The following is a 21345-nucleotide window of genomic DNA, read 5'->3' on the forward strand; positions in this document are numbered from 1 at the left end:
ACCGCCCGACACGGCTTCGAACACTCGGCCACTCGGGAACGTCACCGCTAGCCCGCGCGAGTGCGACTTGATTTCGGCGAACGCCATCCAGATCGCCACTGGCTTCAAGGATTATCGGGCCATTGGTACGAAAATGAGTGGAGGGCGGCAGTTCGGGTCCTGCTCGGTTGTTGACGGTCTTGCCTTGGAAGGCGAGCTGGGGTTGGTCATCAAGGTCCATGAGCCGTCTCCGGTCAGCCCCGAAGGACTCGAGAACACGAAAGTGGCCACTGGGGGAAATGACCTACCTGCTGGACTGCGGCCGGGATTCGCGTCACAACGAAAAGATGCCACCGGCCACGTGATCGATTTCGTCTACGGCTGGACCCCTGACTACCAGCGTCTGCTCAGCATCGAGGTGACGGAGGGGGCGCCGGGGAGGGATTCGTTGGCGGATGCGGTGGAGTTTTTTCGGCAGCTCAAGCCGTTGCTGCTCACCTCCCCTCGATAGTCGGTTGTCTTGTGGTGATCGGCGGCTGTCGGGGGCTTCTGGCGGGTCAGGTGGGGAAGTCGGTGAGGTGGGGTTCGGCTTCGGTTATGGATTGGCGGAGGTCGGTCAGGAGGGACGGGAGGCGTGCGGGGGTGTAGCGGGCCGAGGGGATCGAGATGGACAGGGCGCCTACGGGGGTGCCGCGGCCGTTGCGTAACGCCGCTCCGATCGCCGAGACGCCCTGTTCCGTGCCGTCGAGGTTGAGGGCGTAGCCGCGGGGGCGGATCTCGTCGAGTTCGCGGAGCAGGGACGCGCGTTCCTGGTCGGGCAGGTCCTGGTAGAGGGCGGCGAGCTGGTCGCGGGGCAGCGAGGACAGCAGGACCTTGCCGCCGGAGGCGCGGTGGGCGGGCAGGATCGTGCCACGGCGATCGCCGACGTACAGGATCTGCGGGGATTCGATGCTGTCCAGGAAGCGTACTTCGGTGCCCATCCTGACCATGAGGTTCACGGTCTCCCGGACGCGGGCGCACAGGGCCTCCATGGCCGGCCGGACGTGCGCGCGCAGCTCGCGCAGGGACGAGCCGCCGCCGTCGCCCGCCGCCGGGCCGAGGAAGGGGCCCGGCAGGTAGGTGTGGTGCTCGTCCTGGACGGCGAAGTCGCGATAGACCAGCATCGCCAGCAGGCGGTGCGCGGTCGAACGGGCGATGCCGAGCTCCTTGGCGACGTCGGTGACCTTGAGACGTCCTTGGTCACGCAGCATGTGGAGCAGGAGCAGCGCGTTGTCGACCGAGCCCAGGGGATACGCGGGCTTGTTCTTCACAGCAGAACGCTAGTGCAGTACGCGGAATTACTCCCTAGCGTTGGGCAGCATGAATCCCGAGGAGGGGGGTACATGCGGGCCTCACCGCCGGGCATCCGTCCTGTTCTGGGAGTAGGTCGGCGGCTTGATGCGTGTTCGTCCTGGGTCGGGGCGCGGGTGCGTGGGGGTGAGTGGAAGACGCTGCATCCGACGGTCCAGCGGGCGGGCGAGGTGGGGTGGGTACGTGGCGAGCGTGGGGCTGTCGTGCCGGCCCACTCCGGTCCGGACGTCCGCCGGGTGTCACCCCGGCCTTCGGGCGGGCATCCAGTGCCTGGGGCTGCTGTCGCCTGGGCATCGCCGCATCCGGGACGCGGTGGTTTCAGGCGCGGACCCGGTTCGAGTTGTTCTGTTTCTCCGACACGCCCGTCTGAGGGCCTGCACCAGTATCGAGAGGAGCTCGAGTGAAGCTCGCGACGCTGCGACTGCCGCGCCGTACGGCCGCCGTCCGGATCGACGGGGAGCACGCCGTTGAGGTCGGGGCGCCCGACGTCGGGATGTTGCTGGCCGATCCGCGCTGGCGGGAGGTGGCCGCCGCGGCGGACGGGGCGCGGCATCCGCTGTCCACGGCGGACCTGGCGCCCGTGGTGCCGGTGCCGGGGAAGATCATCTGTGTCGGGCTCAACTACCGCGATCACATCCTGGAGATGGGACGGGAGTTGCCGCGGTATCCGACGGTGTTCGCGAAGTTCGCCGAGGCTTTGATCGGGCCGTACGACGACATCGAGTTGCCCGCGGTGTCGGACTCCATGGACTGGGAGGGTGAGCTGGCCGTGATCGTCGGGGCGGAGGTGCGCGGCGCCTCGCGCGAGGAGGCCGAGGCGGCCATCGCCGGGTACTCGGTGCTCAACGACGTGACGGCCAGGGACTACCAGAACCGTACGGCGCAGTGGCTGCAGGGCAAGACGTTCGAGGGGACGACGCCGTTCGGGCCCTTCCTCGTCACGCCGGACGAGATCAGCGGGGCGATGACCCTGGAGTGCGAGGTGGACGGGGAGGTCGTGCAGCAGGCGGACACGGCCGGCCTGGTGTTCCCGCCGGCCGAGCTGATCGCGTACCTGTCGCAGATCCTCACGTTGCGGCCGGGCGACGTCATCGCGACCGGCACGCCCGGAGGGGTGGGGCATGCCCGGAGGCCGCCGCGGTATCTGATGGACGGGAGCAAGGTCGTCACCCGGATCGCGGGGGTCGGCGAGCTGGTGAACACGGCTCGCCGCCTGACCTGACCCGGCCTCGCCGGACGCCGGGCCGACGTATTTCCCGGACCGCCCCGGGCCGGACCTGGTCTTTCTGGGTGCCGCGACGACGTTTCCTTCCCTGATCGCCTGTGCGCAGCCGACCTCGACCGTCGCCCGGTGCTGCCGGCGCCGTCGTGGGTGGCTGCCGAACTGCACGAGGGTTCGGCGGCGGGCCCAGGAGACGTGGTGCAGGGGCGGTCCCAGCGGACGGATGCCGGCGATAGGGAGGGCCGGTGCTCGCTGCAGGACGGTGTGCTCGGTGTGCGGGTCAGGGTGAAGGGTTCCATGGCGGGGGTAGGTGGGGGGCGGCTGCGGTGGCGGTGCCTGGGAGGATCACGGTCAGGACCTCGGCTGCGCTTCCTGACGTGATCGTCACCGCCTCCTCCGTGCGCAGGTAGCCGGTGGAGACGGTGGTGGTCCCCACCTCCATGCCCGTCGCGGGCCGCTGGAGCAGCGTGACCCGCCAGCCGCCGTCGCCGAGAACCACGACGTCCGTCCGCCGCTCGACCAGCCGTAGCGCGGGGTCGAAGTGCCACAGGCTGCGCAGCGTCCCCGACGGCACCGAGTCGCGGACGGCCATCACGTCCTCGCCGTGCCCGACCAGGACGCGGCGGGTCCTGGTCACCTCGTAGGCGTCGTCGGCGAGCTCGAACTCCTGGCGTCCGGGGCCGAGGTCGGCGTGCACCAGGCGGGTGGCCGTGCCAGGACGGAAGTCCCCGTCCGGGACGGGCACGTTGTGGGCCTGCGGGGTACGGGTCCAGGCCGCGTACTCGGTGCGTTCGTAGGAGTGGAACCCGGCCTCGACCAGGATGCGGCGGCCCTGGGCGCTGTAGGTGACGCCGAGGTGGTCCTCGTGGCCGTGCAGGCGGCGGCCGGGGCCGAACCTGATCGAGTAGTGGGCCGAGCGGGGGTCGTCCCAGGCGGTCCTGCCGAAGACGTATCCGGCGTCGAAGACGCGTACGAGGGGGCCGTCGTGGGGGAAGCCGGGGGCGCGGGTGTCGGCCGGGCTGTCGCCGATGGGGGTCAGGCAGCCGTCGGGCTGGGTGGCGTGCGCGATGTAGCCCTCCAGCGCGGTCCGGCGGGCGGCGAGGCGGGCTGGGGGCTCGGCGCCGCTCTCGCTGATCGCGCGCAGGGCCACGCCGAGACGGCGGTGCACGTACAGGCCGTAGCGGGGGGCCTGTTCGTGCAGCACGCCCTGGGCGTCGACGGCCAGTTCGGCCGATCCGGTCATCCTGCGTACGGCCAGGTCACGCCACTTGGCGCGGCCGAGGCGGCAGCCGATGAGCAGCAGCCCGATGTCCTGGTCCAGCCCGTGGTTGTGGCCCGCGCGGTAGAGCGCGGGGTCGGCCAGGACCTCGCCGTGCTCGGCCAGGCTCGCCCACAGCTGCGGGGTGCGCACGTGCTCGCTCAGGCAGACCAGCACGGGCGCGCGCAGGGCGACGGCGTGCTCGGCCCACGCCCACGGGCTCAGGTCGTGCCCGCCGCGCGGGTTCCGGCTGATCCACTGCGCGGTCACGTCGGCGGCGCGTTCCAGGCAGGCCCGCTCGCCCGTGCGCTCGTACGCGGCGACCAGCCGGCCCGCCCAGCGCAGCGTGTGCAGGTTCAGCGCCCAGGAACGGTTGCCGTACGGGTCGGCGGTCCAGTCGATCTCCGTGCCGAGGTCGGCGGGTGGCAGGCCGGCGAATCGGACTCGTCCGTCCATCACCTCCGCGACGTCGGCGGCGGGGAACTGGTCGCTCAGGCAGATGGCCCTGCCGGTGGTCGTGCGGGCACGCCAGAACACGTCGCGGCTCCTGTTTCGGGGCGCGCTGAACTCGCCGCGCGGCGGTCACGCGCCTGCCGGGATGGGGTCAGTGCAGGTCGGGGGTCAGTGCAGGTGGGGGGTCAGTGCAGGTCGGGGGTCAGTGCAGGTCGGGGGCCTGGTCGGTCCAGCCTGCCGTGAGGACGATCTGCGAGCTGCCGGTCCCGCCCGCGTCGGCGCCGGCCAGGACCTGGGAGGTGGCCGGGTCGATGATCAACGTACGCCGGACGCCGGTGGGGAGCGGATAGCTGAACGCCTCCCCCGGACGGCCCAGCGGGTCGGCGCGACCGCCCAGGTAGCGGACGTCGGGCAGGTCGGCCAGCGCCCGGTAGGCGGCGGCGCGTACGGCGGGGGGTGACGGCTTGCTCCACAGCAGGCCGCTGAGCGCGTCGGCGAGCAGGCCCGCCGAACCGGCGGGCAACATGGCGGCCACTCGCTCCCTGAGCGCCGCGGGGTCGGCGGGCAGCTCCTGGATCTGGCGGAACGTCAGGTCGCGGCCCGCCATGGTGAACGGCGCCCGGCCCGTCACCGGGACGACCCGCCCATGCCCCGCACAGCTCTCCTCGGAGGCCGGCCCCGAGGGGGGCGCTGGGGTGGTGGCGCGGCCCGGGTCCGACGCGGAGGCGGCAGGGGGCGAGCTGGGGGCCAGGGTGGAGGTGATCGTAACGGTGGAGTCGGGAACCGGGGAGGAGGTGGGCGCCAGGGTGGAGGTGGGGGCCAGGGTGGAGGTGATGGTGAGGGAGGAGTCGGGAACCGGGGTGAAGGTGCAGGTCCAGGCTCGGCCGTCGCGGGTGGCCCAGAGTTCGGTGAGGCGGTCGCCGTCGTGCACCCGGCTGATGTGCCAGTAGGCCGCCTGCTGTCCGGAGGCCGCCGTACTGGCCGCCGCTAGCAGGATCGAGCGGCCCGGCACGGCGGGCGGCGTCCCTCTGACCAGCATGAGCGCCACGGCGAGCGCGGCGGCCGTGGCCGTGGCAAGGGAGAGCGCCGACAGCCGCGTCAGGCGCCGGCGGCGGCGCCCGGCCGCCACCCGCCGCCATACCCTGGCCTGGGCGTAGGGCGCGGGCGCCGGATGCCCGTACAGGTCACGCAGGGCTCGCAGGTCGTCACCGCCAGGAAACGAGCGCGGGTCGGGAGCGGGCCCGGACTGCTCGGGGACGGAGGAGGAGCGCGGCCCCGGGGCGTCGGAGGCGGGCGGGCGGGGGTCAGGCATGGGTGGCCTCCAGGACGTGCGTGCCGAGCAGGACGCGCAGCTTCCTGCGGGCCCGGCTGAGCCGCGACCCGACGGTCCCGTACGGGATGCCGAGGACGGTGGCGATCTCGTCGTGGCTCAGCCCGGCGAGCGCGACGAGCAGCAGCACGTCGCGGTCGCGCCGGTCGAGCTCGGCCAGGGCGGCGGCCAGGTCGGGACGCAGGCTCTGGGCGCTGACCCGCAGGGCGACGGCCTCCTCGTGGCCGGGCGCGTCGCCGTCGGGGCCGCAGCGGCCGAGCGCCCGCAGCGTGCGGGCCTCCAGCCGGCGCTGCTTGCCGATGAGGTTCGTGGCGATGCCGTAGAGCCAGGCGCGCACGCCCGCCCGCGACGGGTCGTAGTGCGCGCGCTTGCGGAAGGCGGTCAGGAAGGTCTCGGCGACGATGTCCTCGGCGTGGTCGGGGCCGAGCCGCTGCGCGACGTAGGCGTGGATCTCGCCGAAGTACCGGTCGAACACCTCCTCGAAGCGTTCGTCGAGCGTGCGCTCGCCGGGCGCGCGGGCGGCCCACGGCACCGCCGTCGCGATGGTCTCCCCCGTCATGTCCAGCCTCCGTGCGTCAAGTGGTTCTTCTCTTATCACCCGATGCGCCGGATCGCTTTCACGACAATTCACTCTCAACGGTCACATGCCTTTCTTCCGGGTAGGCGGATGGCATGGGGGAGCTGGTCATCGCCCTGGTCGGGGTGGGACCGCGGGGGTTGTCGGTGCTGGAACGGCTGCTGGTCCGGCCGGCCCGCGTGGTTCGGGGCGAACCCGACGGCGGGCGAGAGCACGGTGCGCTCGCCCGACGGTCTCCTGCCCGAGGAGCGGTTCGGGTCGCCGGCCGTCTGGGGCGGCCTCGACCCGGCGGAGTGCCCGCCGCGCCGGCTCTACGGGCAGTACCTGGCCGACGCGTTCGCGGCGTTGCGCGCGTCGGCGCCGCCGCGGGTTGGGGAGCGTCCGTTGGTGGCCGAGGTGACGCGGATCGTGCGGACGGCGGACGGGCTGCGGGTCAGCGCGGGCGGGACGGCGTACCGGGTGGACGAGGCGGTGCTGACGACCGGGCACGCGGACGTGGTCACGCGGGAGCAGCTCACGCCGGGCCGGCACGCCGAGCGGTGGAGCGGGGCCGTCTACGTCCCGCCGGGGCCGGCCGTGGAGATGCGGCTCGACGTCCTGCCGCCGGGGGCTCGGCCAGGAAGAGCGCGGCGGAGACGCGGTCAGCGACCGCTGAGGAAGCGGCGGACGTCCTCGACCTCCGCCTGGACCAGCTCCTCGGGCAGCTCGCCGAACGGCTGCACGCTCACCTGCGCGCCCTTCCTGGACCACACGCCCGCGACCGTCCCCGCCGACAGCACGACCGGGCGCAGGACGCCGCCGCCGGGGAACACCTCGGCGGCGTGCTCGGCGGCCAGGACGCCGTCCCGGCCGCGCCAGCCCATCAGGTACTCGTCGAAGGCGGGCGCGAGGCGCAGCACGGGCTCGCCGGGCTCGGGCGGCTCCTGGTCGGTGCTCGCCCGCCAGGCGGCGCGGGCCTCGCCGAGCGGCAGGCCGGACCAGGCGGCCAGGTCCTCGGGGGTGGCCGGGTGATGGGCACGGCGGTAGCGCACCGCCAGTTCCTTCAGCGCCTTCCCGCGGTCGGGCTCGGGCACGACGGGCGCGCCGAGCCAGTCGCCCGCGTGCACGTACGTCGGCTTGCCCGCCCTGGACGGGCCGAGCACCGCCAGGCCGTGATGGGCGGCCAGCGCCATCAGGTGCACGACGCCCTGGCCGCGGGCCCGTCCGGCGAGGCGTTCCGTCAGCTCGGCCTTGGTCAGCGGGCCCTGGCCGGCGAGCGCGTTCACGGCGAGCGGGAGCAGGTCGTCGCCCGTGACGCCCTCCTGCCGCAGGCGGCGCAGGGCCGCGGTGTCGCTGCTGGTGAGGGCGTGGATCCAGGGGAGGTCGTCGGCGTGCACGAAGTGCAGCGTGCCGCGCGGGCCCCACGTCCTGACGATCTCGCGGGCCTGCCAGGCGGCCTCGATAGCGGACGGTGTAAGGGTGGCCGAGCGGGCGCGGAAGGCGAGCAGGGCGGAGGGCACGTCCTGGGCCTGGATCGCGGTCAGGTGCCGGACGACGTCGGCCGCGGTGAGGCCGGGCGGGCGGTGCAGGAGCTGGGCCTCGACGCTTCTCATGGCCTGGATCATCGCAGGAGGAGGCGGTCGCGCAGGCGGGTGGGGAGGGGGGTGCGCGAGCGTGCGGCGCGGCGGACTGCGTCGCTGCCGTCCCATGCGCGGGCGGCGTCGGCGTCGGTGACGTCGTCGGGGGCGTACCGGACGAAGTTCGAAATTTCGGCCAACGGCCTGAGATGGGTTGTGATGTCGGGTGGCTGGCCGGTCAGGACGTCCTCGGCGGTCAGCGTCCGCCTGCCGCCCAGCCGCAGGTCGTGGCAGGTCTGCCGCCAGGCGGCGAGTACGCGGTCGCCGGGCGTCCCGCGGCGTCTTCTGGACCGCCTGCGCCACCAGGGCAGCACGGCGGCCGTCACCGCGTACGCGACCAGCAGGCCCCCGCCCGCGGCGGCGGCCGGCAGCCAGGGCGACGGCCCGCCGCCGGGCGGCGCGCCCTGTTCCCCGGCCTTCGGGCGGGCCGTGCCGGACCGGTCGCCGCCCCCGCGCGCGAACTCGCCCTCCAGCCGCTCGCTCTCCTCGATCGCCGAGGAGACGACGTCGTGGTCGTCCTTGGCGCCGCTGCGGCCGGGCGTGGGGTAGAACGGCCGCCAGCCCAGCCGCTCGAACTTGATCTCCGCCCACGCCATGACGTGCCCCGACCTGACGTGGTAGACGCCTCCGGACGCCTGTCCCGGCCGGAAGCCCACCACCACCCGCGAGGGCAGCCCGAGCGTCCTGGCCATGAGCGCGAACGTCGCCGCGAACTGCTCCGACGTGCCCCGGTGCGTGGTCCGCAGGAAGAACTCCAGGCCCTTGAGCGAGTGGCCGGGCGGCGCGGTTACGTCGTAGGAGGCGCTGGTGCGCAGGTAGCTCTGCAGCCGGTACGCCTGCTTGATCGGCGCGTCCGCGCCCTTGGTCGCCTGCTGCGCGAGCTCGCGGAACAGCTTCTCCTGCGGCCCGGGCGGGAACGCGGTCAGCGCGGCGTCGTCGTGCGCGGGGGTGGCCGCCAGCAGGTCCTCCTTGGACGGCTCCGGCACCCTGGACGTCACCGCGTAGGCGAAGCCCCTGCCAGGACGCCTGCCGGCGCCCGCGGCGGGGTCGGCCAGCAGGGCGCCGCTCTGCGGGTCGGCGGCCAGCCCGGGCACGCCGTCGACCTCGACCGGCCGTTCGGCGGCGGGCAGCCACGTCCCCGGCAGCCCGGTGAAGGTCACCCGCTGCCGGACGACCCGGGCGGCTCCCGTCCACTCCCCCTCGGGGACCCGGCCGCCCGTGGGACGGAAGCGGGCCCCGGACGTCCAGCGCACGCCGTCGTAGCGGTCGAGCACGGCCAGCCGCCAGTTGAGCGGCTTGTCCGCCTTGACGGTGAACAGCTCCCTGTCGGGGATCTGCAGCCAGCCCGACACGCGGTCGAGCGGGCTCACGCTGTCCACCCGCCGGGGCGGCGGCGGTTCGGCGTCCTGCCTCGGGTCGTACGGGTGCGCCGCCACGGGCAGCAGCGGCCCCACCGCCAGCGCCAGGGCGGCCAGGACGGCGGCGGCGGGCAGGCCGCCGAGCAGCCAGAGCGGCGAGCGGTCGTCGCGGACCAGGGCGAGGGCGGCGACGAGCACGAACAGGGCGGCGGCGACCGGCAGGTTCGAGCCCTCGCCGTCCACGCCGAGCAGCAGCGCGGCGGCGAACACGGCCAGGGCCGGGACGGCGGCGGCGATCCTGGTGCGGGTGCGGGTGAGGGTCTCGGCGCCGATCACGGCCGCGGCCCAGACGAGCGTGTGCACGAGGACGAGCAGGCGCGGCTCGGGCTGGGCCGGGAGCAGCGTGGTGAGCAGCGCGTGCCAGGCGTCGGCCACGTCGGCGAGCACGCCGGGGGCCAGGCCGTGGTAGAGCGGGATCGTCCCGGCGAGCCAGGCGACGAGGTCGAGCGCGAGCGCCAGCCACAGGGGCCGCCGCGCGGTGAGCGCCGCCACCAGGACGGGGGCGACGGCGGCGGGCACGATCGCGAGCAGGAGCTCCGCGCCGGGGAAGACCCGGTGGAACCCCCACCCGGCGACCCCGGCCACGGCGGCCACCACCACCAGCCCGACCCCTCCCCGCCACCCCACCCCGAACGCAGGCGGAGGAACGACAGGGGCGGACGCGGAAGGGGCAAGGGCGGGCGCGGGAACGACAGGCGCGGACGCGGGAACGACAGGCGCGGGCGCGGGAGCGACAGGCGCGGGCGCGGGGGGTTCTGGGGGGGTCATCGCGGGGTCCAGGCGAAGGGGAGGGCGGCCAGGTCGGTGAGGGGGACGACCGTGACGCCGGGCACGCTCACCGGCCCCGGCCCGGTGTGCACGCAGATCACCCGGTCGAAGCGCCGCCGGACCCCCGCCGCCCGTCCCGCCTCGGCCGCGTCGCCGGTGACCAGCACCAGCGACCCGCCGCCGCGCGCCACCCGCATGATCTCCCCCACGCCCGCCGGGCCCGGCCGCGCCAGGGCGAGCCGGTCGAGGATCGCGTCGGGGTCGGCCTCGGCCCTGGCGTCGGCCGCCGCCCGCTCGCCGGTCAGCACCCGCACCGGGAACCCCGCGCGGGCGGCCGCCACCGCCACGGACGCCGCCGCGTCGACCGCCAGTTCCGTCAGCTCCCGCGTGTCCAGGACGACGGTCGTGGTGGGCAGGCTCGCGTCGATGAGCTGGCGCACCATCAGCGTGCCGGTCCTGGCGCTGGAGCGCCAGTGGACGTGCCGCAGGTCGTCGCCCACGACGTACTCGCGCAGGGTGTGGAAGGTGACGGTGCCGCTGGGGGCGTTGTCGCTGGTGGGGCCCTCCAGGTGGTGGGCCCGGCCGGACGGCGGCACGGACAGCGCGACGGTGCGCGGGCGGACCAGGAGGGTGACGGCGTCGCCGTACCGCCGCACCCGGCGCGTGAGGCCGAACGGGTCGGCCCGGACCAGCAGCAGCGGCCCGACCGGGATCTCGCCGCGCACGCCGGTGGGCAGCGGGTAGGAGACGGTGCGCGCGGCGTTGCCGGGCAGCCGGGGCAGGCCGATCAGGTGCTCCGACGCCCCGACGCGGTCCTGGACGCGCAGCCCCGACAGGCTGCGCCGGCCCCGGTTGACCACGTTCAGCACCGCGACCGCCGCCTCGCCCCTCGGCACCTTGAGCGGCGTCACCTCGCGCCGCACCTCCAGGTCGGGCGCGGGGGCCGTCCAGGCGAGGGCGGCGGCCAGGGCGAGCACGCCGCCGGTGGCCAGCACGACCGGCTCGGGGTAGCCGAGCGCGAACCCCGCCGCGTAGAGCGCCGCCGAGCCCGCGAGCGTGGCCCACCCGAGCGGGGTGAACAGGGCCGTGAGCCGCATCTACGCCGCCTGCGGCACCGGCGTCCCGGCGATGATCTCGCCGAGCGCGGACGCCGCGCCGATCTCGCGCAGCTCGGCCTCCGGCGTGACGATCAGCCGGTGCGCCAGCACCGGGACGGCCAGCGCCTTGACGTCCTCGGGCACCACGTAGTGCCGCCCGGCGGCGGCCGCCCTGACGCGGGCGGCGCGCAGCAGCGCGAGGCTCCCCCGGGGGCTCGCGCCCAGCCGCAGGTGCGGGCTGGTACGGGTGGCCGCGCACAGCCCGACGATGTAGTCGTAGACCGGGTCGGCCACGTGGATCCGGGAGGCGAAGTCGATCATCCCGGCCACGTCCGTCGCCCGCGCCACCACCGGCAGCCGCTCGACCTGCGGCCCGGTCGGCCCGCCCTTGAGCACCTCGACCTCCGAGACGTGGTCGGGGTAGCCGACGGAGATCTTCATCAGGAACCGGTCGAGCTGGGCCTCGGGCAGCGGGTACGTGCCGTCCATGTCCACCGGGTTCTGCGTGGCCACCACCAGGAACGGCCGCGGCACCGGGTGCGGCTCGGCGTCCACCGTGACCCGGCGCTCCTCCATGACCTCCAGCAGGGCCGATTGGGTCTTGGGCGAGGCCCGGTTGATCTCGTCGGCGAGCACGATGTTGGCGAACACCGGGCCCTGGTGGAACTCGAACCTCTGGTGCGCCTGGTTGAAGATCGACACGCCGGTGATGTCGCTCGGCAGCAGGTCGGGGGTGAACTGGATGCGCCGCCACTCGGCGTCCACGCTGGCCGCGACCGAGCGGGCGAGGGTGGTCTTGCCGGTGCCCGGGACGTCCTCGATGAGCAGGTGGCCCTCGGCGAACAGGCAGATCAGGGCCAGTTCGACGGCCTCGTGCTTGCCGCGGACGACGCGTTCGATGTTGCCGGCCAGGAGCTGGAACCGCTGCGCGAACTGGCCGGCCAGGGCGGCGGGCGGCTGGGCCTGGACCATCTGGTCCGGGTAGTTGTACTGGGTCAAGCGGTCCCCCTCCTCAGTCGGTGCACTCGAAGAGCGGCGGCGCCGGGAACGAGCCGCGGGGCGTGGTCATGAGCGTCTCGCTCAGGTAGGCCACGCCGCCGTTCCACTCGATCCTGTTCCAGACGTCGCTGGTCTCCTTGCTCTCGTCCTCCGTGACGCTCTGGCCCTTGACCTGGCAGATGACGGTGAGCGAGAGGTACTGCCCCTTGGGGATGCGGCCCGCCTCGCCGGTCTTCGTCGCGGCGGGGCGCACCAGCGTGTCCACCACGTTGTTGTTGGCGTTCTTGTACTGCTGCCTCGGGTAGGTCAGGTCCGCCTCGGCGGTGGCCACGTCCGGGCTCTCCCCCGCCGCGTTCGTGGCCTTGAGCTTGAAGGCGTACTTCGCGTTGTTCTTCAGGCCGTCCACGGTGAACGACGTCCCCTTGATCGCGTCGTTCGCGGCCGCGCCGCTGAGCTGGTAGGTCACGCCCGGGTCGCCGTTCTCGGGGGCGCTCCAGGTCAGCTCGGCGCCCCGGTTCCTGGGCTTGGCGGCGAAGTTCGACGGCGCGCCGGGCGCCACGCAGGGCCTGGCCCCCGCGCTGCGCTGCGACTCCACCTCGCCGCCCGGCCAGTGGGCGACGACGACGAAGGTGTACTCCCGGGCGCAGTCGCCGCCGGTGAACTCGAACTGGAAGGGCCCGTCGGCGTCCACCGACTGCGGTTCCGGCCGCCCCTCGCCGGACGCCTTGAGCGTGTAGCGCTCGACCTTGCCGCCGGTGGACGGGCTGAAGGTGACGGTCACCCGGCCGGGGCCCGACCGCGCGGTCACCGCGCCGGGCGCGCCGGGGGCGGCGGTGGGCGTCGGGGTCGGGGTCGGGCTGGTCGTGGGGGTGGGCGTGGCCGTCCTGGCCGGGCGGCGGGGGCGCTCGGCCTCCTTCGTCCCGGTCGGGTCGGGTTCGCTGGTCTGCGGCGGATCGTCCGGCGGCGGGTCGGTGATCGTGGGGTCGGGGCGCGGGGTCTGCTTGGGCTTGGGGGTGCTGGTCGGCCCCGGCACGTCGGAGTCGTCCTTGTCCACGTCGTGCTTGCGGCCCTCGGGGTCGATGACCAGGGCCTTGTCGCCGTTCTCGTCGTTGGCCCAGAGCAGGCCGTCCTTGACGAACACGTCCACCGGGCCCGGCCCGTCGGCGACCTGCAGCGTGGTGGGCCGGCCGCCGGCGGCGCTGTCCCAGACGATCAGCGCGCCCCGGCTCTTGTCCGGTACGTACACCTTCGACCCGAGCACCTGGGGCACTCCGAGCCCGGCGGGGTCGTCGATCGCGAACCTGGTGCTGAGCACGGCGTTGGAGGAGGTGTCCAGCACGACGAGCAGCCCCGAGCCGCCCGGCGTCAGCACCGGGACGAGCGGGCCCTCGGTCGTGGCCGGGGTGAGCACGCCGCCCTTGGCCGCCCGCGCGACCTCCTTGGGCAGGGCGATCTCGCCGACGCCGCCGTCCGCGCCCACGGTGACGGCGGTGGCGGCCCGCGTGTTGACCACGACGGGCAGGCCGCCGGCGATGGTCACGGCCAGTTCCTCGCCCGGTTCGCCCACCTTGACGGGGGTCGCGGCGACACCGCCGGACACCGGCACGACCTCGCCCCTGGCGGTCACCGGCACCCACAGCCTGCCGCCGCCGTCGATCCTGGCCGCGCCGAGCGGGCCGGGCAGGGTGACCGGCGCGCCCACGGCGTTCAGCGTGACCGGGTCGATGCGCTGGACGCGGCCCGCCGCCGGATCGACGGCGTAGGCCGTGCCGCCGGAGACGGCGAGCTGCGTCCCGGCCGCGCCGAGGTCGCGGGTCTGGGTGACGGTGAGCTGGCTGGGCTCGACCCGGCTGACGAAGCCGGTGCGGTCGTCGACGAGCAGCACGTTCGTGCCGTCCTGGACGACGCGCAGCTGCTTGCCGGCTTTGTCGTCGAGGTAGCCGTCCACCTCGCCCGACAGGCCGTTCACGTGCACGATCTTGCCCTTGGCCCTGGTCCACAACCACGCGCCGACGTCGGCCAGCTCCGGATTGGCGCTGGAGACGCCCACGCCGAACCACGCCGCCGCGGCCACCAGGATCACGGCCGCCCCACCGGCCATCAGGGCCGTCGCCCGGTCCCCGCCGAGCACACGGATGGACAACCGTCACTCACCCCGTATGTGCGATCACAAAGAGTTTGCCCCGCTTTAACCGGGATCACCCTAGCGGCCAGGAGTCCCATCCGCGTCCGTACCGGCTGGTAGCCCGCGCCGGGTTCCGTGTCTGTCGGTGTGAAGCCGTACCTTAGTGCGCGTGTCCGAACAGCCCCTGACCCTCGACGCCGCCCTCTCCGAGGAGGCGGTGTTGTCGACCTACCGCCGCATGTTCGCCGCGCTGGCCCGCGACAGCGGCGCGGTGGTCGACGACCCCGCCCTGGTCGACATCGCCGAGACGCTGTTCGCGGCGTTCGCCGAGGCGGGCGAGGAGTGGCTGACGCACGAGCAGATGCGCTTCGCCTGCCGGGCCTACCCCGGCGACCAGTTCGACAACCGGCTGCGGGTGCTCAAGGGGCTCGGCGCGATCCGCGAGGTGTTCCCCAAGCCCAACCAGCTCCGCTACCGCGCCTCGTTCACCAGCGTCGTCGGCCTGATGTTCATCCGCCGCATGATGGACGACGGCGGCCAGTCCGAGATGCACCGCCTGCTCGCCCTGGAGGACCTCAACGTCGCCGATCCCCGCACCACGATGGAGGAGGCCCGGCAGAGCGCGGTCAACCTGGCCCGCGCGTTCCGGCTCTGGGCCCTGGAGCTGATCACGCTGACCACGGGCACCATCGAGGAGCTGCGCGAGCAGGCCCCCAAGCTGTGGGGCACCGAGGAGATCGCCCGGCGCGCCCAGGGCCTGCACGGCACGATCCTGACCCGCTGGCCCGAGCTCGACCGGGTCTGCACCGACCTGCGCGCGTCCATCTACTCCTACAGCGACGCCTCCCGCCGCGCCGCCGGCCGGCTGGCCGACTCGGCGGGCACGACCCGCAACCTGACGCTGCTGCCCACCGAGACGTGGCGCACGTTCGCCCAGACCGCCTCCAAGGAGCGGCTGGCCTCGGTGCTCGACGGGTTCGTCTTCGACGCGCCTGCGCCGTGGCACGATCCGGCCGCCGTCGCGCGGGCGGTCGACGAGGCGCCGCGGCCGGCTCCCGTCCAGCCCACTCCCCCGCGTTCGGCGCTGCCCGACCCCGGGCCGGAGGGCTCGCTCGACTCCTCGCCGGGGGCCGCCGTCGAGCGGCTCACGCAGGTGGCCGAGTCGCTGCTCGGCGCCGCCTCGCGCGTCGCGCTGGCCGACGTGATCGGCTCCGACTGGCCCGCGGCCCGCCGGCTGCTCGCCGACCTGACCACCGCCGACCTGCGCCCCGAGCTCCCCTACCGGCTCACCTGGTCCGACGGCCTGACCGTCGATCCCGACGGCGAGCCCGCCTGGCTGTCCCACGGCTATCTGGAGCGCACCTCATGACGTCCACCGGTTCTCCGGCCTCCGAGCGCGGCCGGTCCGCCGGTCAGGCGCTCGCCCACGCGCGGGCGCGCTCCGGCGGGCCGCTGCCGCTGGGGGCGGGCGTGCCCGCGCCCGCCGGGATGACCCGCCTGACCCGGCCCGACTCCACCGGGCACGCGCTGCCGGTCTGGCCCGACGGGGTGACGCCGTCGCTGCTGGAGGAGTACCAGGTCGCCGCCGTCCCGGTGGAGCGGGCCGGCGAGACGCGGCGGGTGCTGGCGGCCACGCTCAAGTGCTGCTGGAACGATCTGTCGGTCGATCCGTGGCCCGGCGACCCGGCGCCGGTCGAGCTGGTGCTCGACACCTACCGGGCGCTGATCGGGCGTACCGACGACCTGATGCGCAACTGGGCTCGGGGGGCGCTGCGGCGGCTGCACGACTCGGCGTGGATCGTCCTCGACGACGGGGTGGTGCGGCTGGGGCCGCGCTGCGCGCTGTGGCCGGCCGAGTCGCACGCCCAGTTGCAGGAGCTGGTCCGCCGCCTGCCCGAGCCCGAGCGGCCGGAGCTCACGGTGGTGGGCGACGCCGACATCGTGGCCGCGGCGGTCCTGCCCGTGCCCGGCGCGGGCGGGCGGGCCGAGCTCGGCGTGGCGGAGTTCGACGACCTGCTGGGCGCCTACGACGAGCGGCGGCGGGCCGAGCTGGTGGCCGCGTTCATGGTGGTCGAGCACTCCGCCGAGCCGGTCGCCGAGGGCCGCTTCGCCGCACTGCGCGATCCGGCGCTGCGCCACACGCTGGGCGAGATGCTGGCCCGCCGCGGCCGCGTCCTCGTCCAGCTGCGCGAACGCTGGACGTCGGGCTACGACGACACCCACACGGCCGCCCTGGCCCAGCCCCCGTCCCCCGCCCCCGAGCCGGCGGCCGAGGCTTCGGCCGCCGCTCCCGACGGGGAGACGGCGGGCGTGGGCGCGGCGGCTCGCCCGGCGGCGGCCGCGGGGCTCGGCGTGAGCGAGCGGGCGGTGCTGACGCTGGTGCTGGTGCACTCGGTCGCGATCCCCAGGGCCGAGGGCCTGCTGCCGGAGGACTCCTGGCTGTCGCCGCACCCCACCCCGGTCGAGGAGCTGCGCCGCCACACCCAGGTCCCGATCGGCGAGCTGGAGTCGGCGCTGCGCACGCTGCGGCACGCCGGCCTGCTGGCCCAGGTGAAGGCCGGCGAGGAGGCGGGCGGCTACGTCCCGGGCCCGCAGTTCCACCGGCTCACGCCGGCGGCCCGGCGGCGGCTGCAGGAGGAGCTGATCCTCGCCGCCGGCCCGCACACGCCGCTCGCGGCGGCCGTACGCGCCCGCAGGTCGGCGCAGTGAACGTCATGACAGATGGAAGGGTTACGGGGGTTCGGGTGTCGCAGATGGAGAACGTCGTCGGAGACCGGGTGCTGATCGCCGTGCAGGCGGTCAACATCTCACGGCTCTCGACCCATCCGGTGCCCACGGTCCCCGGCACGCTCATCGTGGTCGCGGGCGCGGGCCCCAAGGACTCCAACGGCGCGGGCAAGTCGTCGTTCATCGCCTCGATCACGGCGCTGCTCGGCGACGAGCAGTGGCGCTTCGCCTCGGGCGCCAAGGCGGTCTCCGAGCTGCTCTTCAACGCCGAGCTGGCCAGCGGCGCGGGCGCCCGCCAGTGGGCGAGCGCCGACCACGGCTACATCGTGGGCGTCTTCGGCCCGCCCGGCCTCGACTCCTTCGCCCCGCCGCCGGCCCCGCCCGAGCCGGTCGCCTCACCCGACCTCACCCTGACCGATGACGGAAGGGAGGGCGAGGAGGGCGAGCAGGACAGCGGGGAGTTGTTCGAGGTGCCCGACACCTCGGGCGGCGCGATCACCGTGTGGCTCAAGGTCAACCAGGAGGCTCCGCACCTGGAGATCCGCTGGCGGGAGGGCGTCCATCTGGCCGCCTCGCCGTCCGAGGCCGAGCGGGTGGCGCGGGCCGACGAGATCTGGGCGTCGCTGCCGAGGTCGGCGGGCAAGCGCGACGTCGTGGCCCGCGACCTGACCAAGGTGCTCTACGGCGACCGGGTCAGGTGCGTGTCGTTCCTGTCCACGTCCGTGCGCAGCAAGGTCGCCACCAACCTGCTCTCCCAGCCGCTCAACGAGATCTCCCCCGAGCGCGTCTTCGAGGCCATCGCGGCGCTCACCGGCCTCGACGCCGAGCTGGAGCAGGAGCGCGAGGCCCGGCGCGACGAGCACGCCAAGCGGGTGCGGGCGGCGCAGGCGGCCGACCGGCTGGCCGAGTTCGAGGTGGAGTCCAAGGCGCTGCTCGGCACGTTCGACCGCCGCGACCAGGCCCGGGTGCGCCTGGCCGAGGCGTTGCGCTGCTGGCGCGGCAGGCAGGCGCGCAAGCTCGCCGACGCGGCCGCGAAAGACGAGCTGCTGGCCGCCGACCTCGGCCGCCACCGCGCCGCGGGTGAGTCGGCGGCCGAGGAGATCGCGCTGGTCAAGGCCGAGATCGCCACGCTGCGCGAGGACACGCTCGACCGCCAGGTGTCCCAGGCGCGCAAGGAGCTGGCCGCCCTGCAGGCCCGTACCACCAAGCTCGACGCCGACCGCGCGGTGGCCGAGAACTCCGCCGACGAGCTGCGCGCCGCGATCCCGGCGCTGGAGGAGACGCGCAGGTTCGCCGACGGTCGTGACGTGCCCGCCGCCGAGGCCGAGCTGCGGCAGGCCGGGCTCCGGCTCAACGAGGCGCTCAAGGCGCTCGGCGTGGCCGACCAGGAGGTGTCCTCGGCGCGGGCGGCGCTCGACGACGCGGAGGGCGGCCCGGCCGCGGCCCAGCTCGACGCGCTGTCGGCGGCCGGTGTCGGGGCGACCGGCCTGCTCGACGCCCTCGACGTGGCCGAGCAGGCCCGCGACGCCGCCCTGCCCGGCGCCGGCCTGCGCGGCTGGCCGCACGAGCACGCCGTCATCGTCGACGCCGCGCGGCTCGGCGAGGCGGCGCGGGCCCTGGCCGGGCTGCCCGGGTCCGTGCTGGTCAGCGCGGCCGGGGTGAGCGTGGTGGGGGCCTTCGACGGGGTGGCGACCGGGCGCGAGGCCCGCATCAAGGCCGCCGGTCAGCGGCTCAACCGCGCCGAAGACGCCCAGGAGAGCGCCGCGGAGGTGGTGCGCGCGGCCGAGGAGGCCGTCGCCGAGGCGCAGCGGCGGCTGGAGGGCGCGCGGGCCGGGGTGCGGCTGACCGAGCTGGAGGCCAGGCTGGCCGAGCGCCGCGACCGGCTCGTCGGGCTCAACGCGGCGATCGAGGAGCTGGCGCCGAAGGTCGCCGAGGCCGAGCGGCAGGCGGGCGCGCTCGACTTCCGGGCCCGTACCCGCGACATGGAGATCGAGCGGCTCGACGGGCGGCGGCAGCGGCACGAGAGCGAGCGGGCGCAGGCCCGCGAGCAGGAGGCCAAGGTCACCGCCGAGCGCGAGGCGCTGCGGCTCGACGCGCTGGCCGCCGACTGGGGCGGCACGGTGGAGACCGCCCGCGAGTGGATCGCGGCGCTGCCGGAGGAGGAGCGCCCGCGCGCGGCCGAGGAGTGGTGGCGCGTCGCCGAACGCCACTTCGACCAGGCGTTGCGCGACACCTTCCCCGAGGAGGACGCCGAGATCCCGGAGGAGCTGGCGTTCCTGCTGTCGGAGCGGGGCGGCAGCACGGCGCGCGAGCAGGCGACGTTCGCGGCGGTGTGCGGGGCGCTGGCCTCCTACCTGCGCGGCCAGGAGGAGTACGAGAAGCACCAGCGGCGGCAGATCGAGGCGCAGGTCGTCTCCCGGCAGCGCGACCTGGCGGCGGCGGCCCGGGGCGCGGAGGAGGCGGCGCAGTCCACGGCCGTCCACCGGGCGGCGCTGACGGCGGCGATCAAGGCCAGGCTGACGCGGGTGGCCGAGGAGTTCGAGAAGCTCGACACCTCCTACGGCGGCTACGGCGCGACGCTGGAGTTCCCGGTGCCGCCCGCGCCCGCCGACCCCGAGCAGCGCTGGCAGTGGCGGGTGACGCCGAAGTGGCGGCGGGGCGAGGGGCAGGGGTTCGTGCCGTACAACCGGCGGGCCAACACCGCGCTCATGGACGAGAAGGCCGTCAAGCTGGTGTGCGCGGCGGCCATCGCCTCCTCCGGCGGCGGCCATCTGTGCCTGGTGCTCGACGAGCTCGGCCGCAACCTGGGCAAGGAGCACCGCAGGGAGGCGGTCGCGCTGTTCCGGCGGATCGGCGAGACGTACGGCATCACGGTGATCGGGGCGCTCCAGGACGACATGGAGCCGTACGCGATCGACGCCTGCGGCCAGTACGTCAAGCTGCGGCGCTCGTCGGACGCGATGCCGTACAACGAGCCGCCGGTGATCGTCGGCCACGACCAGCACGCCGAGCGGGTGCGCGCGCTGGCCGCGTACGTCGACCGCAGTCAGCCGGTCGGTCAGCCGGTCGAGCAGCCGGTGTAGCGGGCGCGGGGCGGCCGGCTCAGGCGGCGCGGCCGAGGTCGCCGGCCGTCAGGGCCCGGCGGAAGTCCTCCCCGGCGTGCTCGACGGCCGTGAGCTGCACGGCTTCCCGCCGGAACACCATCGACAGCCCCCAGTCCGCCAGCACCCGCGCCTTCTGGTTGAACGTCGGCACCCACGCCAGGTGGTACGCCCGGTGCGCCAGCCACCCCAGGAACCCGGTCAGCCGGATCGCGTGCACCTGCGCCACGCCCTGGTGGTGGCCGAGCCCGGCCACCGACCCCAGGTACGCGTGCCGGTACGCCTTCAGCCGGCCGCCCCTGACATGGGCCGCCATGTTGCGGGCGAGCAGCTTGGCCTGGCGCACCGCGTGCTGGGCGTTGGGCGCGGTGAACCGGCCCGGACGGGTCAGGTCGGGCACGGCCGCGCCGTCGCCGGCCGTGAAGGCGTCCTCCAGGCCGGCCACCGTCAGGTATTCGGTGGCCCGCAGCCGTCCGGCCTCGTCCACGGGCAGCCCGCTGTCGGCGGCCAGCGGGCTGGGCCGGCCGCCGGCCGCCCACACCAGGGTCCCCGCTTCCAGCGACGTGCCGTCCGACAGCCGGGCCACGCCGCCCTCGGCCGAGTTCAGCCGGGTCTCCAGCCGCACGTCCACGCCGCGGGCGCGCAGCGCGTCCACGGTCCAGCGGCCGAGGTCGGGGTGGAGTTCGGGCAGGATGCCGCCGGTCGCCTCGACCAGGGTCCAGCTCAGGTCGGCGGGCTCGATCCCGTCGTGGTAGCGCAGGGCCTCGTCGGCCAGCCCCTGCATCTCGGCCAGCGCCTCGACGCCCGAGAACCCGCCGCCGACCACCACGAACGTCAGCGCCCTGCGCCGCACCAGCGGGTCGTCGGTCGAGGCGGCCGCGGCGAGCTGGGCCAGGACGTGGTTGCGCAGGTGCACGGCCTCGCCGAGGCTCTTGAACCCGACCGCGTGCTCGGCCAGCCCCGGGATGGGCAGCGCGCGGGTGATCGACCCGGCCGCCATCACGAGGATGTCGTACGTGAGCGTCCTGGCCGGCCCCTGGACCGGCTGGAAGCGCGCGGTGCGGGCCTCGTGGTCGACGCGGGTGACGTGGCCGGTGAGCACGCGCGCGCCCTTGAGCACCCGGTTGAGCGGGGCGACGACGTGGCGGGGCTCGATCGTCCCGCCGACCGCCTCGGCCAGGAACGGCTGGTACGTCATGTACCCCCGCGGGTCGACCACGGTGACCGTCACCTCGCCCGACCGGATCAGCCGCCGCAGCCCGCGGGCCGTGTACATCCCGACATATCCACCGCCGACGATCAGAATGTGCTTGCTCATCGTCCGC

At 74.7% G+C, this 21345-nt stretch carries 15 protein-coding genes and 1 pseudogene; 6 read left to right on the forward strand and 10 right to left on the reverse strand.

All coding sequences use genetic code 11. The features are described from left to right. Positions 1 to 67: 67 nt before the first annotated feature. Positions 68 to 490, forward strand: coding sequence for a hypothetical protein (locus AB0J71_RS12530; RefSeq protein ID WP_364414105.1), 423 nt, complete (start codon positions 68 to 70; stop codon positions 488 to 490). Between the two features lie 46 nt (positions 491 to 536). Here the strand turns inward: AB0J71_RS12530 and AB0J71_RS12535 are convergent, their stop codons facing one another. Then, positions 537 to 1289: an IclR family transcriptional regulator gene (locus AB0J71_RS12535; RefSeq protein ID WP_364414107.1), complete on the reverse strand. Its 753-nt coding sequence runs from the start codon at positions 1287 to 1289 to the stop codon at positions 537 to 539. A gap of 440 nt (positions 1290 to 1729) precedes the next feature. Between AB0J71_RS12535 and AB0J71_RS12540 the strand changes: the two genes are divergently transcribed. After that, positions 1730 to 2551, forward strand: coding sequence for a fumarylacetoacetate hydrolase family protein (locus AB0J71_RS12540; protein ID WP_352320318.1), 822 nt, complete (start codon positions 1730 to 1732; stop codon positions 2549 to 2551). Between the two features lie 280 nt (positions 2552 to 2831). Here the strand turns inward: AB0J71_RS12540 and AB0J71_RS12545 are convergent, their stop codons facing one another. The 3 genes from AB0J71_RS12545 to AB0J71_RS12555 form a co-directional block, all read right to left on the reverse strand. Then, positions 2832 to 4346: a heparinase II/III family protein gene (locus AB0J71_RS12545; protein ID WP_364414109.1), complete on the reverse strand. Its 1515-nt coding sequence runs from the start codon at positions 4344 to 4346 to the stop codon at positions 2832 to 2834. A 118-nt stretch (positions 4347 to 4464) separates the two neighbouring features. Then, a complete protein-coding gene (locus AB0J71_RS12550; protein ID WP_364414111.1) occupies positions 4465 to 5574 on the reverse strand; it encodes a hypothetical protein in 1110 nt (369 codons plus the stop codon). Then, positions 5567 to 6151 (reverse strand): RNA polymerase sigma factor, encoded by a 585-nt coding sequence (locus AB0J71_RS12555; protein WP_352320324.1) that lies wholly within the window; start codon positions 6149 to 6151, stop codon positions 5567 to 5569. The genes AB0J71_RS12550 and AB0J71_RS12555 overlap by 8 nt, the downstream gene beginning before the upstream one ends. Before the next feature lie 108 nt (positions 6152 to 6259). Between AB0J71_RS12555 and AB0J71_RS12560 the strand changes: the two are divergent. Beyond that, positions 6260 to 6598, forward strand: a pseudogene (locus AB0J71_RS12560) (FAD/NAD(P)-binding protein); the annotation flags it as partial. A gap of 212 nt (positions 6599 to 6810) precedes the next feature. Here AB0J71_RS12560 and AB0J71_RS12565 read toward each other — a convergent pair. The 5 genes from AB0J71_RS12565 to AB0J71_RS12585 all read right to left on the reverse strand — a co-directional run bounded on the left by AB0J71_RS12565 (position 6811) and on the right by AB0J71_RS12585 (position 14210). Then, positions 6811 to 7761: a winged helix DNA-binding domain-containing protein gene (locus AB0J71_RS12565; protein WP_364414113.1), complete on the reverse strand. Its 951-nt coding sequence runs from the start codon at positions 7759 to 7761 to the stop codon at positions 6811 to 6813. Positions 7762 to 7769: 8 nt separating this feature from the next. Then, complete coding sequence (locus AB0J71_RS12570; protein WP_364390007.1) at positions 7770 to 9803, reverse strand: DUF3488 and transglutaminase-like domain-containing protein; 2034 nt, start codon at positions 9801 to 9803, stop codon at positions 7770 to 7772. 164 nt (positions 9804 to 9967) lie between these two features. Then, on the reverse strand, positions 9968 to 11068 hold the full coding sequence (locus tag AB0J71_RS12575) for a DUF58 domain-containing protein (protein WP_364414115.1): 1101 nt from the start codon (positions 11066 to 11068) through the stop codon (positions 9968 to 9970). Further along, on the reverse strand, positions 11069 to 12067 hold the full coding sequence (locus AB0J71_RS12580) for a MoxR family ATPase (RefSeq protein WP_352328495.1): 999 nt from the start codon (positions 12065 to 12067) through the stop codon (positions 11069 to 11071). Positions 12068 to 12080: 13 nt separating this feature from the next. Beyond that, complete coding sequence (locus AB0J71_RS12585; protein ID WP_352328493.1) at positions 12081 to 14210, reverse strand: hypothetical protein; 2130 nt, start codon at positions 14208 to 14210, stop codon at positions 12081 to 12083. A gap of 151 nt (positions 14211 to 14361) precedes the next feature. Here AB0J71_RS12585 and AB0J71_RS12590 point away from each other — a divergent pair, with 151 nt between their 5' ends. Genes AB0J71_RS12590 through AB0J71_RS12600 form a run of 3 tightly spaced genes read left to right on the forward strand, consistent with a single transcriptional unit; the run spans position 14362 to position 20002 of the window. Further along, positions 14362 to 15561, forward strand: a complete 1200-nt coding sequence (locus tag AB0J71_RS12590; protein ID WP_352328491.1) for a hypothetical protein — start codon at positions 14362 to 14364, stop codon at positions 15559 to 15561. Continuing rightward, complete coding sequence (locus AB0J71_RS12595) at positions 15558 to 16901, forward strand: hypothetical protein (protein ID WP_364390004.1); 1344 nt, start codon at positions 15558 to 15560, stop codon at positions 16899 to 16901. The genes AB0J71_RS12590 and AB0J71_RS12595 overlap by 4 nt, the downstream gene beginning before the upstream one ends. A 44-nt stretch (positions 16902 to 16945) precedes the next feature. Continuing rightward, the gene (locus tag AB0J71_RS12600) at positions 16946 to 20002 is read left to right on the forward strand and encodes a chromosome partitioning protein ParA (protein WP_364414117.1); all 3057 of its coding nucleotides are present in this window, start codon (positions 16946 to 16948) and stop codon (positions 20000 to 20002) included. Positions 20003 to 20021: 19 nt separating this feature from the next. On the opposite strand, the gene AB0J71_RS12605 is transcribed toward AB0J71_RS12600, so the two are convergent. Beyond that, positions 20022 to 21338, reverse strand: a complete 1317-nt coding sequence (locus tag AB0J71_RS12605; protein WP_364414119.1) for an FAD-dependent oxidoreductase — start codon at positions 21336 to 21338, stop codon at positions 20022 to 20024. Positions 21339 to 21345 lie beyond the last annotated feature (7 nt).

The sequence above is a fragment of the Nonomuraea sp. NPDC049637 genome (assembly GCF_040675235.1).
Lineage (GTDB): Bacteria > Actinomycetota > Actinomycetes > Streptosporangiales > Streptosporangiaceae > Nonomuraea.